This window comes from Cognatishimia sp., from assembly GCF_964229375.1.
Classification (GTDB): Bacteria; Pseudomonadota; Alphaproteobacteria; order Rhodobacterales; family Rhodobacteraceae; genus Cognatishimia.
The window spans coordinates 1-14,830 of the sequence record NZ_CAXREH010000005.1 but is presented as its reverse complement, the minus strand read 5'-3'; the positions used below and the strand labels follow the sequence as shown (position 1 = coordinate 14,830).

General features: G+C 56.9%; 18 protein-coding genes. 12 read left to right on the top strand and 6 right to left on the bottom strand.

Features of this window, described 5'->3' with window-relative positions:
• On the bottom strand, positions 1–352 hold a 352-nt coding region (locus ACEQWH_RS00605), incomplete at its 3' end, for an ATP-binding cassette domain-containing protein (RefSeq protein WP_370227316.1).
• 148 nt (positions 353–500) lie between these two features.
• On the opposite strand from ACEQWH_RS00605, the gene ACEQWH_RS00600 reads away from it, so the two are divergent.
• Together ACEQWH_RS00600 and ACEQWH_RS00595 are read left to right on the top strand one after the other, a co-directional pair.
• Entirely contained in the window at positions 501–1,337 is an 837-nt protein-coding gene (locus tag ACEQWH_RS00600; protein WP_370227309.1) for a DUF4747 family protein, read from the top strand.
• Entirely contained in the window at positions 1,321–1,833 is a 513-nt protein-coding gene (locus ACEQWH_RS00595; protein ID WP_370227307.1) for a hypothetical protein, read from the top strand. The genes ACEQWH_RS00600 and ACEQWH_RS00595 overlap by 17 nt, the downstream gene beginning before the upstream one ends.
• A gap of 46 nt (positions 1,834–1,879) precedes the next feature.
• On the opposite strand, the gene ACEQWH_RS00590 is transcribed toward ACEQWH_RS00595, so the two are convergent.
• On the bottom strand, positions 1,880–2,758 hold the full coding sequence (locus ACEQWH_RS00590; protein ID WP_370227304.1) for a GNAT family N-acetyltransferase: 879 nt from the start codon (positions 2,756–2,758) through the stop codon (positions 1,880–1,882).
• A 102-nt stretch (positions 2,759–2,860) separates the two neighbouring features.
• Here ACEQWH_RS00590 and ACEQWH_RS00585 point away from each other — a divergent pair, with 102 nt between their 5' ends.
• The 6 genes from ACEQWH_RS00585 to queF all read left to right on the top strand — a co-directional run bounded on the left by ACEQWH_RS00585 (position 2,861) and on the right by queF (position 7,433).
• Positions 2,861–3,466, top strand: a complete 606-nt coding sequence (locus ACEQWH_RS00585; RefSeq protein WP_370227303.1) for a nicotinate-nucleotide adenylyltransferase — start codon at positions 2,861–2,863, stop codon at positions 3,464–3,466.
• A gap of 92 nt (positions 3,467–3,558) precedes the next feature.
• Positions 3,559–5,049, top strand: coding sequence for a D-alanyl-D-alanine carboxypeptidase/D-alanyl-D-alanine-endopeptidase (gene dacB / locus ACEQWH_RS00580; protein WP_370227314.1), 1,491 nt, complete (start codon positions 3,559–3,561; stop codon positions 5,047–5,049).
• A gap of 142 nt (positions 5,050–5,191) precedes the next feature.
• Positions 5,192–5,884, top strand: coding sequence for a 7-cyano-7-deazaguanine synthase QueC (queC, locus tag ACEQWH_RS00575; protein ID WP_370227302.1), 693 nt, complete (start codon positions 5,192–5,194; stop codon positions 5,882–5,884).
• On the top strand, positions 5,884–6,240 hold the full coding sequence (queD, locus tag ACEQWH_RS00570; protein WP_370227300.1) for a 6-carboxytetrahydropterin synthase QueD: 357 nt from the start codon (positions 5,884–5,886) through the stop codon (positions 6,238–6,240). The genes queC and queD overlap by 1 nt, the downstream gene beginning before the upstream one ends.
• A complete protein-coding gene (queE, locus tag ACEQWH_RS00565) occupies positions 6,240–6,953 on the top strand; it encodes a 7-carboxy-7-deazaguanine synthase QueE (RefSeq protein ID WP_370227298.1) in 714 nt (237 codons plus the stop codon). Before queD ends, queE begins: the two co-directional genes overlap by 1 nt.
• Positions 6,954–6,965: 12 nt before the next feature.
• Positions 6,966–7,433: a preQ(1) synthase gene (gene queF / locus ACEQWH_RS00560; RefSeq protein ID WP_370227296.1), complete on the top strand. Its 468-nt coding sequence runs from the start codon at positions 6,966–6,968 to the stop codon at positions 7,431–7,433.
• Positions 7,434–7,532: 99 nt separating this feature from the next.
• Here queF and ACEQWH_RS00555 read toward each other — a convergent pair whose 3' ends face one another.
• Positions 7,533–7,970, bottom strand: coding sequence for a tellurite resistance TerB family protein (locus ACEQWH_RS00555; RefSeq protein WP_370227293.1), 438 nt, complete (start codon positions 7,968–7,970; stop codon positions 7,533–7,535).
• Between the two features lie 248 nt (positions 7,971–8,218).
• Here ACEQWH_RS00555 and ACEQWH_RS00550 point away from each other — a divergent pair, with 248 nt between their 5' ends.
• Complete coding sequence (locus ACEQWH_RS00550; protein WP_370227291.1) at positions 8,219–9,862, top strand: lysine--tRNA ligase; 1,644 nt, start codon at positions 8,219–8,221, stop codon at positions 9,860–9,862.
• Positions 9,863–9,893: 31 nt separating this feature from the next.
• Here the strand turns inward: ACEQWH_RS00550 and ACEQWH_RS00545 are convergent, their stop codons facing one another.
• Positions 9,894–10,349 carry a DUF6428 family protein gene (locus ACEQWH_RS00545; RefSeq protein ID WP_370227289.1) on the bottom strand — a complete coding sequence of 152 codons (456 nt, stop codon included), beginning with the start codon at positions 10,347–10,349 and terminating at the stop codon, positions 9,894–9,896.
• 74 nt (positions 10,350–10,423) lie between these two features.
• On the opposite strand from ACEQWH_RS00545, the gene ACEQWH_RS00540 reads away from it, so the two are divergent.
• The 3 genes from ACEQWH_RS00540 (at position 10,424) to ACEQWH_RS00530 (ending at position 13,582) form a co-directional block, all read left to right on the top strand.
• The gene (locus tag ACEQWH_RS00540; RefSeq protein ID WP_370227286.1) at positions 10,424–10,738 is read left to right on the top strand and encodes an ArsR/SmtB family transcription factor; all 315 of its coding nucleotides are present in this window, start codon (positions 10,424–10,426) and stop codon (positions 10,736–10,738) included.
• Between the two features lie 50 nt (positions 10,739–10,788).
• Complete coding sequence (locus tag ACEQWH_RS00535) at positions 10,789–11,184, top strand: DUF4864 domain-containing protein (protein WP_370227285.1); 396 nt, start codon at positions 10,789–10,791, stop codon at positions 11,182–11,184.
• 115 nt (positions 11,185–11,299) lie between these two features.
• The gene (locus tag ACEQWH_RS00530; RefSeq protein WP_370227283.1) at positions 11,300–13,582 is read left to right on the top strand and encodes a glycosyl hydrolase family 28-related protein; all 2,283 of its coding nucleotides are present in this window, start codon (positions 11,300–11,302) and stop codon (positions 13,580–13,582) included.
• 2 nt (positions 13,583–13,584) lie between these two features.
• On the opposite strand, the gene ACEQWH_RS00525 is transcribed toward ACEQWH_RS00530, so the two are convergent.
• Positions 13,585–13,728, bottom strand: coding sequence for a hypothetical protein (locus tag ACEQWH_RS00525; protein ID WP_370227280.1), 144 nt, complete (start codon positions 13,726–13,728; stop codon positions 13,585–13,587).
• An 82-nt stretch (positions 13,729–13,810) separates the two neighbouring features.
• On the bottom strand, positions 13,811–14,812 hold the full coding sequence (gene gap / locus ACEQWH_RS00520) for a type I glyceraldehyde-3-phosphate dehydrogenase (RefSeq protein WP_370227311.1): 1,002 nt from the start codon (positions 14,810–14,812) through the stop codon (positions 13,811–13,813).
• Between the last annotated feature and the right edge of the window lie 18 nt (positions 14,813–14,830).

Below are 14,830 nucleotides of genomic sequence, written 5' to 3'. Positions count from 1 at the left end.
TATAGTTCTCGGCGATCTCCATGGCGATGGCGTTGAAACGGTCGACTTTGGCTTTCTTCTCGGCCACGCCCAGCATGACGTTTTCACGCACAGACAGGCTCTCGTCCAGCTGAGGCTCCTGCGGCAGATAGCCGACCTTGGCGCCCTCAGCAGACCAGGCCTCGCCAGTGAAGTCTTTGTCGAGCCCCGCCATGATCTTCATCAGGGTCGATTTACCCGCGCCGTTGACGCCGACGACGCCGATTTTCACGCCGGGCAGGAAGCTTAGGTGGATGTTTTCAAAGCATTTCTTGCCGCCGGGGTAGGTCTTGGACACACCCTGCATGTGATAGACGTATTGATAGGCTGCCAGTGTCGGGCTCCGAGGCTAAAGGGATTCTGTGGCGCGAAATGCGCGTCAGAGGGGGTGATAGCGGATGGGGTGGGGGATGGCAAATGGGGGTTTATCATTCGATTGGTTGGAGCTAACTTCAACGAATTGTTGTTGAAAGGATTTTTTTATGGCCACTGGTCGCCGAATTAAGTTTTCTGTTCTGAATGTAGTTGCGCAGCCACATCCACCTGGCATTTATCGTAGTGTTTTTGAGCGTGCCGCTGGTGTCGGGGTAAAATTTTGGGGTGATCAGTACGTTGCGCTTTCCCCAATTAGTTCGAGCCGAAATGGTGTTTTCACTGGTCGCATCGCCGTGTGGACGCAAGTCGACAAGAATTCAGACGTGATCAAATTGGATGAGTTTGAGCAACTAGCACTTCGCGATAGCGAAGTTTCTTTGCCCAATAATATTGGACTAAATAGCCGTATTTTTGAGTATGCTTTTAATGAATCCAAGCATCTCATGTATGTCGAACAACAAAACGAAGACAAAAAATATCTGTCACCCAAGCGTGCCGAACTAGCCGTTCATAGGATCCTTGGTCAGCTCAATTTTACCGATGTTGAAGAAGTTAGAGTACAAATAGTCCCTGAAGCAGACTCCGTCGAACGCGTGCTTTCGGTACCACGACTCAAAAGGGTGGAAATGCGAGTATTTCGCCCAAATCCAGATGAATTGGACGATCAAGCCAATGCTCTTTTGGACGAGTTGCAAGAACAAGGGATACAACGTACTGATATCGCATTGGCAAAAGCGCCTGGAGTGGACACAATTGTTCTGAATGCTCGGAATAAACTTCTCGCAAAGATCGCGGCTTTTAACGGTTATGTAAGGTCGTTCGGTCGTACTGAAGGAGGCAAGACAATCGAAGCTTCCACTAAGGATCATGCGAAGGTAGTCTCTGTTGAAGCTGATCCCGATAAATCAACGATTGCACAAGCACGCTATGTCGCAGGAGAATGAAAAAGAGAGCACAAATTACTTCCAAATATATTGGAGGCTGTATGGCGGTTGGCCTGCGTTGCTGTCTTCGAAGTACTTGTGGTTTTCGGTCATATTCTCAGTTGTTTGCAGCCCTCTTTGGACAAGTGAAGAAGATGGCGAAAGGCCGTGGGCAAGTGCTGCGGTTGAAATCATCCCAAGCTTAATGGCGTTCTCGCTCGGTGCTATGGCTATTCTGTTGGCGTTTTCAAACGAGCGATTTATGGAGAAGGTGCAGGAGAAAGGGAAGGCGAAATCACTTTATATGCTCGCTACAGCAAGTTTTTTTCATTTCATTTTACTTCAAACAATCAGTCTATTTTGTGTAATTTTGTTGCAGGCTTATACGGTTCACTTTATTTCGGCGATCGGATTTTTCTTCATGATTTACGGAATGTGTGTCGCTGTTTCGACTGCGGGAATTTTGCTTCGTATGGCTCAAATCTTTAACTTGCTAGCGGCTATTCCAAAAAAGTGAATACGTACCCGGGGTCTGGCGCTCCCCTTCGAGGTGATGTCACTTTCTAATCTAACCACTTCTCAAAAAACAAATCCGGATAGGGATCGTCGTTAAACCGCTCGATCTCGACCCAGCCAAGCTTCTCATAAAGCCGCGCCGCCTCGGGCAGGGCGGAATTTGTATCCAGCCGCAGGACCTTGATGCCCAAGTCCCGCGCGGCCGCATCACAGCGCTCCATCAGGCGGGTCGCGAGGCCCAAGCCCCGCGCGGCCTCCGACACCCAGAGCCGTTTGATCTCGGCCTGCCCGTCGCCCCAGCCTTTGAGCCCCACACAGCCCAAGGCCACCCCGTCTGACATCGCCACAAAGAACGCGCCCTTGGGGGCGATCATGTCAGCGGCCTCGGGGTCTCGGGACAGGTTGACGTCAAAGCCACGCTCAAAGCGGCGTTCGAGTTCGGCGTAATATTGGCCGAGGCACCAGACGGCGGCCTCATCGCGCGGGTCACATTCCACCAGCGTGACGCGGTCTTTGGCAAAGGTCGAGGCAATCAGATCCATTGCATTCAGCAGCGCCTCTTGCGCCTTGGAGCGGGACACGAGGGTTTCGGCCTGCACATTGGACAGGCGGTCATAGTCCTGCCATTCCGCGTGGCCTTGGGCGGTCAGATGCGCCACGCGGCGGCGGGCATCCTCGGGATCAGGCGCGAGGGTCAGCAGGCCTTCGTCCTCAAGGCCTTTCAGGATGCGGCTGAGGATGGCTTTGTCGAGGTTAAGCTCGCGGCGAAGCCCCGCAACGTCTCCGCCGTAATGGCCGACGGCATGCAGCACACGGGCGACGCCAAGGGGGCGGCCTTTGCCAAGGAACGAGGTCTCCAGCGCGCCGACCTCGGTGGTGACGGCGCGAAAGAAACGGCGGATGCGGGCGATGTCTTGGTTCTGCATATGGTTGACTTATGTCAACTAAATTTAGGACGCAAGAGGGGCGTTGAAATTTTGCAAAGGCCGGGTGGACATTCTGGGCGATGCTCTCTCTATTTGGCGACGATGAGGAAACGCGTGACATATCTGACGGCGGGCATGACCGTTGGGCTTCTTGGCGGATCGTTTGACCCGCCGCATGCGGGGCATGTGCACATCACGCGCGAGGCGCTGAAGCGGTTTGGTTTAGATCGGGTCTGGTGGCTGGTGTCGCCCGGCAATCCTTTGAAAGAACACGGACCCGCGGCGCTTGAGCGTCGCATGGCGGCGGCGCGCGCAATCATGCAGCATCCCCGCGTCACGATCAGCGATTTTGAGGCACGGGTGGGCACGCGGTACACGGCGGAAACGCTGGCGCAGCTGCAGGCGCGCTATCCAGGTGTGCGGTTTGTGTGGCTGATGGGCGCAGATAACCTGGCGCAGTTTCATCGCTGGAAAGACTGGCAAACCATCATGGAGCGCTTTCACGTCGGCATTCTGGCGCGCCCCGGCGACCGGGTGGCTGCGCGCACCGCCAAAGCCGCAGCGATCTATGACTTCGCCAAGATCCCGGGGCGTCAAAGCCGTCGATTGGTGCAGTCTCCTACGCCTGCGTGGTGTTTCGTCAATGTTCCCATGATCGATCTCAGCTCTAGTGACATCCGCGCCAAGGGCGGCTGGGCGTCGCGCTGATATCACATTATCTTTTGTATAGGTTAACCGCACTTGCGTGCTTCAAGCTCTTGTGGCTTGCTTGAGGCTGGGGAAATTTTTACCGCTTGGTTATGTTGACGCATTTTTCAAAACGCGCGTTTCTGACGAGTCTGCTTGGGTTTGCGGCGACCGCTTCTTTGGCGGAGGCGCCTGCGACGTCTGTCCGGCCAAAGCTTCGCCCGATCTCGGTGAAAATTCGCGGTGATGTGCCGATACCAGACGCGATTGAACAGGCGAAACTGGGCGGTAAGACCGGCGTGGCGGTTGTGGATCTGGCTTCTGGCAAGCTGCTGGAGAGCCATGGTGCGAAAGACAAACTGCCCCCAGCCAGCGTCGCGAAATCCATCACCGCACTTTATGCGCTGGACACCTTGGGTCCAGATTATCGTTTCAAGACGCGGGTTGTGGCCAATGGGGACGTGCAGGATGGCGTTCTGAACGGTGATCTTATTCTTGTCGGCGGCGGCGATCCGACGCTGGATACAGATGACCTGAATGCGCTTGCCCAAGCGACCGCCGCACGCGGGATCACGCGGATTACCGGACGCTTTCTGGTCTATGGCGGCGCCTTGCCGTCGGTTGAATCCATTGACGGCGGCCAGCCTGTGCATGTGGGGTATTCCCCCTCTGTGTCGGGCATTTGTTTGAACTTTAACCGTGTGTTCTTTGAATGGCGCAATGGGGCTGATGGGCTGTCAGTGTCTATGGATGCCCGCAGCGAGCGCCTGCGTCCGCCGGTGCGCTCGGTGCGTGTCGTGCTCGATCCACGCGCGGCTCCGATCTATGAGTATCGGCGCGGGTCAGGCGTCGAAGAATGGTCTGTGTCGCGCCCCGCGCTGGGCGGCAACGGAGGCCGTTGGCTGCCCGTGCGACAGCCCGAAATCTATGCAGGCGAAGTGTTTCGCTGGTGCGCCGCGCAGCATGGGTTGCGTCTGCCGCAAGGTAAGAAATCATCGTCCCGCCCCAAGGGGAACGTGGTTGCATTGCATCAAAGCGCTCCTCTGGCTGACCTGTTGCGGGGAATGTTGAAGTTTTCAACCAACCTGACGGCCGAAACCATCGGTCTGACCGCGACAGCGCAACGTGGCGTCTTTGCTGCGTCGCTCAGGGCCTCTGGCCGCGAGATGGAAAAATGGGCCAGCACGCAGTTGGGTATAAAAGGCGCAAAATTCGCAGACCACTCTGGCTTAAGTGACGCCTCGCGGATGCAGGCGGGCGAAACCGCGCTGGGGCTGGCGCGCGCGGAAAGTTCCAAACGCCTGCGGCCCTTGATGAAAGAGATCGTACTCAAGGATCCCGCAGGTAAACCTGACAAAGCCCATCCGATCAAAGTGCATGCCAAAACCGGGACATTGAACTTCGTCAGCGGCCTGGCGGGGTATATGCACACCGAGGATGGTCGCGTCATGGCCTTTGCGGTCTTTTCAGCCAACGAGTCCGTGCGTCGCAAGCTGTCACGCGCACAGCGCGAGCGGCCCGAAGGAGCACGCGGCTGGAACCGGCGGGCGCGCCAGTTGCAACAGGTGATGATCGAGCGCTGGGGGCGTATTTTCTCGGGCTAGTGTATTTTTCGGAATTTTCAGCAGAAGTCTTCGGGAAAATTGATCCTTTGCAAGGTTATCCTGCTTTGCTAAACCCCGCCCGTTCGGGGTGGTCCCGAACACCGGTCGCAGCCTACCCGGTTTGCTAAAACAAGGATCAGTTATGAAGACACTTGTTATCTGCTCTGGCGGATTGGACTCAATCACGCTCGCCTATAAGGTCGCCAAGGAACGCGAACTTGTGGGCCTTTTGTCGTTTGACTACGGCCAGCGCCACAAGAAAGAAACAGACTACGCCGCACGCGCAGGCGAGGCCTTGGGCGTGCCGCACGATTTGATTGATATGCGCCACATCGGTGCGTTCCTGTCGGGTTCTGCGCTGACCGATGATGTGGATGTGCCAGACGGCCATTACGCCGAAGACAATATGAAAGTGACAGTGGTGCCCAACCGCAACGCGATCATGCTGGCGGTGGCCTTTGGGGTCGCTGCGGCAAAGAATGCCGATGCTGTGGCAACTGCGGTGCATGGGGGCGATCACTTTATCTATCCGGATTGCCGTCCTGGCTTTATTGATGCCTTTCAAGCGATGCAGAACCAGGCATTGGACGGCTATGCCGACGTCACGCTCTATACGCCTTTCGTCAATATCTCGAAGGCCGATATCGTCACCGAAGGCGTGAAGGCGGGTGCCCCGTTTGCTGACACCTGGTCCTGCTATAAGGGCGGCGAGAAACACTGCGGGCGTTGCGGCACCTGCGTCGAGCGGCGCGAAGCCTTTCATCTGGCCGGTGTCGACGATCCAACCGACTACGCGGATCCGGACTATTGGAAATCAGTCGTGGAGAGCCACTGATGTATCGTATTGGCAAAGAATTCTATTTCTCGGCATCGCACCAACTCAAGGGTCTGCCCGAGGGCCATCCCTGCACCAACCTGCACGGGCACAACTATATCGTAACCCTCGAACTCGCTTCGGCCGATCTGGACGAGGTGGGTTTCATCGTTGACTTCAAAGAGCTGGATGCCCTCAAGCACTGGATCGATACGACGTTGGACCATAAGCACCTGAATGATGTGTTTGAGGTGGACAATGTCTCGACCGAGTGGCTGTGCAAAGTGATCTATGACTGGTGTAAGGAACGCTGGTCCCAGACAAGCGCGGTCAAGATTCAGGAAACGCCCAAGATCTGGGCCGAGTACCGCCCGTAATGCTGCGGATCGCCGAGATCTTTGGCCCTACAATTCAGGGCGAGGGCGCCGTGATCGGCCAGCCCACGGTCTTTGTGCGGGCCGGTGGCTGTGACTATCGTTGCTCGTGGTGTGACAGCCTGCATGCAGTAGACAGCGAATACCGTCATACCTGGGCCAAGATGAGCGCCGCCGACGTTATGACCGAGGTCGAACGCCTGTCGGGCGGTATCCCGTTGACGGTCTCTCTGTCCGGCGGCAATCCAGCCATTCAGGATTTTGCCGAGCTGATCGCTCTTGGGCGTGCCAAAGGGTATGAATTTGCCTGCGAGACCCAAGGGTCCGTGGCGCGCAGCTGGTTCGCGGATCTCGCGCCATTGATCCTGTCACCTAAGCCGCCGTCATCGGGCGAAACCGTCGACTGGGACGCTTTTGATGCCTGTATTCAGGCCTCAGGGCAGGCGGATGTGGTGATGAAAATCGTCGTCTTTGACGACACAGATTACGTCTGGGCAAAAGACGTCGCCGCGCGTTTTCCGGACCTGCCGCTCTATCTACAGCCCGGCAACCACACCCCGCCGCCACCTGATGCCGAAGATGCCCAGATCGATATGGACGGGATCATGCGCCGGTACGAGTGGCTGATTGACAAAACCCTGGCGGACCAATGGTACACAGTGAAAATCCTGCCGCAGCTGCATGTCCTGGTCTGGGGCAACAAGCGCGGCGTCTGAAGGAGCAAGACGATGTCTGACAAATCTATCTATGAAAACCTGACGCAGCTGGGCAGCAAAACCGAATTGCCGCAAACCCCCGAAGAGGCGGTGATGGAGCGCGTGCCCAATCCGCAGAAGGGCACGGACTACGCTGTACGTTTCACCGCGCCAGAGTTTACCTCGCTGTGTCCCCTGACAGCGGCGCCAGATTTTGCCCATATCGTGATCGATTATGTGCCGGGCGACTGGCTGGTGGAAAGCAAGTCGCTCAAACTTTTCCTAGGTTCTTTCCGCAACCACGGCGCGTTTCACGAGGATTGTTCGGTGACCATCGGCAAACGCATCGAAGAGCTGCTCGCGCCCAAATGGCTGCGTGTCGGCGCCTATTGGTATCCGCGCGGCGGCATTCCAATTGACGTCTTCTACCAGACCGGTCCCGAACTGCCGGGCGTCTGGATCCCAGAGCAGGGTGTGCCGACCTACCGCGGACGCGGTTAGGTCTTTCTCTTGCTCTAAATATCCCGGGGGGTGAGGGCCGTCTTGCAAAAGCTTGAAAAGCTTTTGAGGCCCGATCGGGGCAGAGCCCCTTTCCCTGCCTTAGCTTACATGCGCCAGTGTCATGTGGCGCGCACGCGAGCCGCGCTCGATCGCGGCAGCGTGCAGACGGTCGATTTTCAGCTCATAACGCATCTCTTCCAGCAACCGCAGCTCGCCTTCATAAATGTGGCCATCGGATGCGGCCACATCACAGGCCAGCGCATAGGCCGTTTCATTCAGACCTTCGGGCAGGTTGTCGCGGATCAACCCAAACAGTGCGGCAATGCCGTCTTCTTGTTCAAACAAGTCATAGACCGTCTGGCTGACTGTGGTGATCCGGTCGATGTCGTAATCCGCAAAGATCGGCAGGTTGTTCACCGCGTTCTGAATATTGACCAGTTCCGATGTGCGAATAGTGGCATCCGAGGCAGAGACGGCCACCATCATGGCAACAAGGCAGTCTTGCGGGGTCAACGGGTGGGGGGTCTCTTCGGTCATTGCTCTGCGGCCTTTGGAAATGCTTAATTTAAGGCAAGAATAGGTAGCGCGGTGTCAGAGGGCAAGCGGGGATCCTGTTGTTCTAGAGGATCGACTGGGGGATCGATGCGGGCGGGCCATGTGATTTGTGGTATTTGGCCCATTGCCCCGCGGTGGGAACTTGTTTTCGTTGACCTTCGCGCCTGCAGCACCTAGGAAGCCGCGTCGCCTTGCACGAGGTAAGGCGGGTTAAAAATTCGGAGAAACACATGTCTGATCTGCGCGATGCTGCGATGAGTTCAAAAGCCTGGCCCTTTGAAGAAGCGCGCCGCTTGCTCAAACGCTATCAAAAGGGCGCGCCTGAGAAGGGATATGTGTTGTTTCAAACCGGCTATGGTCCGTCAGGCCTGCCGCATATCGGCACGTTTGGCGAAGTGGCGCGCACCACAATGGTTCGCCGTGCGTTTGAACAGATTTCTGATATCCCAACCAAGCTGATCTGTTTTTCAGACGACATGGACGGGTTCCGCAAAGTGCCAAGCAACTTGCCGATGCAAGACGAGCTGGCCGAGGATCTGCACCTGCCCCTGACTAAAGTGCGTGACCCATTTGGCACCCACGAAGGCTTTGCCCAGCACAACAACGCACGTCTGTGCGCGTTTCTGGACAGCTTTGGCTTTGAGTATGAATTCGCCAGCGCGACCGATTACTACAAAAGCGGCAAGTTTGACGAGATGTTGCTGACGGCTTTGGCGCGGTTTGACAAAATTCAGGAAATCATGCTGCCCACCTTGGGTGCCGAGCGTCAGGCGACCTATTCTTGCTTCCTGCCTGTGTCACCCAAAACCGGCCACGTTCTGCAAGTGCCGACGCTTGAGCGCAATGTGGAAAAAGGCACGATCGTCTATCAAGAGCCTGACGGGGAAAAGGTCGAGATCCCGGTAACCGGCGGCAATGTCAAAATGCAGTGGAAGCCTGACTGGGCAATGCGCTGGGCCGCGCTGGAAGTGGACTATGAGATGTCGGGCAAAGACCTGATTGACTCGGTCACGCAGTCCTCCAAAATTTGTCGCGCGCTGGGCGTGCGCCCGCCTGAGTCCCTCAGCTATGAGCTGTTTAACGACGAACAGGGTCAGAAGATTTCCAAATCCAAGGGCAATGGCCTGTCGATGGAAGAGTGGCTGACCTATGCCGCGCCGGAGTCTCTGCAGTACTTCATGTACCAAAAGCCAAAGACCGCGAAGCGTCTGTATTTTGACGTGATTCCAAAGGCGGTGGATGAGTATCACCAACAGCTGCGTGCCTATCCGGGGCAGGACGAAAAGGGCAAGCTGAACAATCCGGTGTTCCATATTCATGGCCACAACGTGCCTGCGTCTGACATGTTGGTACCCTTTGCGATGCTGTTGAACATCGCGAGCGTGTCTTCGGCAGAGGACAATGAGACGCTCTGGGGTTTCATCAACAAATACGCGCCGGATGCGACGCCCGAGACTCATCCGAATATGGATGACGCGGCAGGGTTTGCGGTGCGGTACTTCAATGATTTCGTCAAACCGACCAAAACCTATCGTGCGCCAACAGATGGTGAGCGCACTGCGTTGCAGGCCCTGGCGGATGCGTTGAAAAGCCCAGAGGCGGCGTTGGCGGCGATTGCAGCCAAGAACGAAAAGATGGGCCGTGATGACGCTTTGCCCGAGGTGGATTTCGCAGATGACGAATTCCTGCAGTCCGTGGTCTTTGCCATCGGCAAGCTGCATGATTTCGAACCGCTGCGCGATTGGTTCACCGCGATTTACGAAGTGCTTTTGGGTGCAAGCCAAGGTCCGCGGTTTGGTGGCTTTATCGCGCTGTATGGCGTGGAAGAGACCATCGCCTTGATCGAGAGCGCCTTGGCGGGCGAGCTGGTCTAGAGGGGCGATGCGCCCCTCTTTTTCCTAGCAACTAGCAACAGGACGCGGATGCCCCACAGCAACTGGCTGTGGGCGCATATCGCTGCGCTGCTTTGCAGGTGGCGCCGTCTTCGGACAAATGCATGCGCACCTGACCTTCTGACCAGATCGGTGCCGAGGGAATATATCTGCGCAGCCCGTGGTTGCCGGGTGCGAATTCAAACGACACCTCGCCTTGTGCGAGGGTGGGCACTGCCGTCAGGCTGTGCTCTAAAATCTTGGCGCTTTTGCCTGAGGACAAAGGGACGCCCGATTGCCCGTCCAGCAGTTGTATCTGAACCTCACGCCATGACGATGTCGCGCCGCCACAGTCTATGCTGTTGATATCAAGGGATTTCAGCTCTGTGATGTGATAGCCCGCCCCGATTTCGCCTTCGGTGGTTGTAAAGATCAAAGGGGCCTCGGCAGGCATGTCGTGCAGGGCATCGAGAAAGTCTTGCAGGGTCATGGGGTCACTTTCATTTCAATGATTCTTGAATTATATAATCCGTGAATGCTCTATATTTCAAGAGGTGTTGAAATATGAATGAATCCCAGGTGATTGAAGCCTTCGCGGCCCTGTCCAATCAAACCCGGTTGCAGGTGCTGCGTCAGCTGGTTGAGGCCGGACCTGACGGGATGCTGGCAGGCGACGTGGCAACGGCCGTCGGCGCAAGCCCATCACGCATGTCGTTTCATCTGTCGACATTGCAAGCGGCCGGCATCGTCACATCAGAACGCCAAAGCAGGCAGATGATCTATCGCGTCAATTTTCAAGCGATCGGCGATGTTATGCGGTTTTTGCTGCAGGATTGCTGCAAGGGGAACGCGACGGTGCAGCGCTGTTGCGCCCCCTAAGGCTGGCCGAAGTGGTCAATCGCGCTAGCTTTGGGTCAGGAGGACAAGCCATGCGGACATTCTTTGCCATTCTCTTCAGCCTTTGGGCCAGCGTTTCCGTCGCACAAGAGACCGACATACAGGCGGTGATCTCGCAACAGATTGCTGCGTTTCAGCAGGACGATTTCGAGCAAGCCTTTACCTATGCCAGCCCGAATATTCAGGGGTTCTTTGGCACGTCTGATCGGTTCGGTCAGATGGTCACCAGCGGTTATCCAATGGTGCATCGCCCGGATTCCGTGCGGTATCTGGAGTTGCGCGAAATTGCAGGAAACCTCTGGCAGCGCGTGATGATCACCGACCCTAAAGGGGTGATCCACTTGTTGGATTATCAGATGCAGATGATTGACGGCATGTGGCGTATCAACGGCGTTCAAATTCTGCCCAAACCCGGCGAGACGGCCTAGTCTCGCCCCAATGGACGCAACACCTTCGTGCGCGCTTTTGAGCGAAGCTTAACGTCTGTTTCCCACCTTTCCCCGCAACGGGCTACGGCCCATTGGCCGAGGGAAAGGGACGTCGATGAACAAGGCTATCACCGAAGGATTGCAACTGATGCCACCCCCCTTCGCAGAGGGGCTGGGGCAATGGTCACGCGGAGATGGAACGCCGGGGTCTGACACCTATGACGGTGCTGCAGATGCGGCATTTGTGCCGGCGGATGCGGATTTCGGCGGCTGTCTGGAGCTGCAAAAAACCGAGTCGACGCAGCGTCTGCGCTATATGGGGCAAACGCCGCTTCAGGCAGGGTGTTATCTTCAGATCAAAGCGCGCGTAAAGGCGGTGTCTGGCAACCTGCCAACTGTGCGCGTGGCGGCCTGGGCGGGTGCATCAGGCGGCGCGCAGGTGCTTGGCCTGACCGAAGTTGGTCCGACCGAAACACTGACGTCCTATGGCGATATTGTCGAAGTCAGCGCCATTTTGGGCGCGGGGCAGCGTGGTGGCGTTGATTTGGTCTGGGGCACTGCGCCGACCTATGCCCATATCGGACTGGACCTCACAGGGCCAAGCGGCGGCGTCGTGCGGATCGATGATCTGGAAGTGGTCGACATCACCTCGGCGTTTCTGCGAGACATGATGTCGATGGTGGACGTGCGGGATTTTGGCGCAATTGGAGACGGAGTGACGGATGATACCGCGGCGTTTCAGGCAGCGAATGCGGCTGCCAACGGGCGCACAGTATTGGTTCCATCGGGCACGTTCCTTTTGAACGGAGGCATGACGTTCACCGAAAAAGTGCAGTTTGAGGGCACCGTGACCATGCCATCCTCTGCCATTTTTGCGCTGACCAAGTCCTTTGACTTGCCGACCTATATCGAGGCCTTTGGCAACGAGCAGCTTGCCTTTGAAAAGGCCTTTCAAGCGCTGTTTAACAATTCGGATCACGAGTCCCTGGATCTGGGCGGACGCCGTATCACGATCACACAGCCGATCGATCTGCAGGCGATCGTGCCCAACATCACCAGCTTCGCGCAGCGCCGCCATATTCTGAACGGTCAGTTTCAGGTGACCGGCGACACGGCGTGGGAAAGCGAAGTCGTGACGTCTTCGGCGAGCTACTCGGCCAGCAATGCGCGTGTTTTGTCGGGTGTTGGCAATATCGCAAACATTCAGCCCGGTGCGCGTGTGACGGGCAATGGGGTGGGTCGCGAGATCTATGTCTTAGACACCAACCTTGCCACGCAGGAAGTGACCCTGTCCAAGCCTTTGTTTGACGCGGAGGGCACGCAGGTTTTCACCTTTACGCGGCACAAATATGTTCTGGATTTCTCAGGCTTTACCAAGCTCACGCGCTTTGTGATGTCCGATATTGAAATCATCTGTTCGTCGCGCGCCAGCGGTGTGCTGCTGCCGCCGTCAGGTTTGGTGTTTCATATGAAAGACTGTTGGATCAACCGCCCGCTGGACAAGGCGATCACCAGCCACGGGACGGGCTGTCAGGGCATGTTGATCGACAGGTGCAACTTCATCAGCGACGAGGGATCGCGTCTGGCGCAGGACCGGATCGGGATCGTGCTGAACACCAACGCAAATGACGTCAAACTGCGCAACAACCGCGCCACGCAATTCCGTCACTTTGCCGTTCTGGGCGGGTCGAACTCGACGGTGATCGGCAACCACTTCTTTCAGGGCGATGGCGCGACGGCGGGATTGCGAACCGCAGGGATCTTGATCACCACCAGCTATTGCTCGACCACGATTACGGGCAACTACATCGACAATTGCTCGATTGAATGGAGCAACGAACACAGTGCGAGCCCCGATTTCACCGGTGGGTTTTCCTTTGCTGCGATGAACATCACAGACAATGTGTTTCTGTGCAGCAACGTCGCGCCGTGGTTTGGGTTTGTGTCGATCAAACCCTTTGGGACAGGTCACTTCATTGGTGGTCTGACGGTGACGGGCAATAAATTCCGGAGCCTTGAGACCAATATCGATCAGGTCGACGTCGTCGATACCACTTTCGCTCCGCTGGATATGACACGGGGCAAAGACGTGCTGTTTGAAGGCAACACGTTCCACAGGATCAACGTGCCCACCTATAATCCGCTACGGGTCGATCACGACCAAAATACAGCCGCCAGCACTTGGGTTGTGGACACTGGCGGGCAATTGCCATTCGGGGGCCGTGCGCGCCGGTGTGACTCTGTGGTTGCCACCTCGCGCTTGCGCACGGCGGCCAATGTCACGCGGTGGGCGACGCCTTATGTGGATCTGCAGCAGGGCAGCAATGGCGATCAGCTGTATCTGAACTGGGATGAGCCGCTGTCGGGTGATGTGTCTGTGCGGGTGTCGATGACCTAGGCCTAGCGCCAGAACGCCATCCACTCGATCATCTGCGCGAATTCGCGTGCCAGAAGCAATGCGCCCGCGCCGTCCAGCCAGATCTGGTCAGCGATCAAGGCGAGCACGATCAAGATGCCAAGCACAAGAGCGATCGTATTGGTCATAATTGAAAACGCCCCCGCGTTTGCCTGCATAATCGGTATGCAATAGCGAACCCGGGGGCGCAAGTTTTCTAAGCGGTGGGGATCAGATCATCTGGCCCATTTTGGCCGCGACATCCGCCATACGTGCCGAGAAGCCCCATTCGTTGTCATACCATGCCAGAACGCGCACGGTGCGGCCGCCAACGACCTTGGTTTGGTCCGGTGCGAAAATAGAGCTGTCGGTGGTGTGGTTGAAGTCAACCGAGACCTTTGGCGCAGGGTCATAGGCCAGCACGCCCTTCATGGCACCTTCGGCGGCTTCGCGTACGACTTCGTTCACATCGTCGATGGTCACATCCTTTGAGGCCACGAAGGTCAGGTCAACGGCCGAAACATTCGGGGTCGGGACGCGCATCGCGGTGCCATCGAGCTTGCCTTTCAGGTCGGGCAGAACCTCGCCCAACGCTTTGGCGGCGCCGGTGGACGTTGGGATCATCGCCATGGCGGCCGCACGGGCGCGGTAGAGATCATCGTGGCGGCGGTCGAGGGTTGGTTGATCGCCCGTGTAGCTGTGGATGGTTGTCATCAGGCCGTTTTCGATGCCGATGCCCTGATGCAGAGCCTTGGCCAAAGGTGCCAGACAATTGGTTGTGCAAGAGCCGTTCGAGATCACATTGTCATTGGCTTCGAGCAGGTTGTCGTTCACGCCGAATACGATGGTTTTCTGAACGTTTTTCGCGGGGGCTGAAATCAGGACTTTCTTTGCGCCGCGCTCGCGGTGTTTGACCGCCTTGTTGCCGTCGTTGAATTTGCCGGTGCATTCCAGAACGACGTCAACGCCTGTCCAGTCCAGCTCGTCCATGTCATAGGTCGAGAACATGCGGATCGGGCCTTGGCCCACGTCCATGGTGCCATTCTGTACGACGACGTCATTCGCGAAACGGCCGTGGACCGAGTCATACCGGATGAGGTGCGCTGCGGGTTCGATTGGGCCGGTTGCGTTGATCTTGACCACTTGTACGTCGTCGCGCGCAGCTTCTGCGATGTGCATCAGGGTGCAGCGCCCGATCCGGCCAAATCCGTTGATCCCTACGGTGACGGTCATGCCATGTCCTCTCGAATG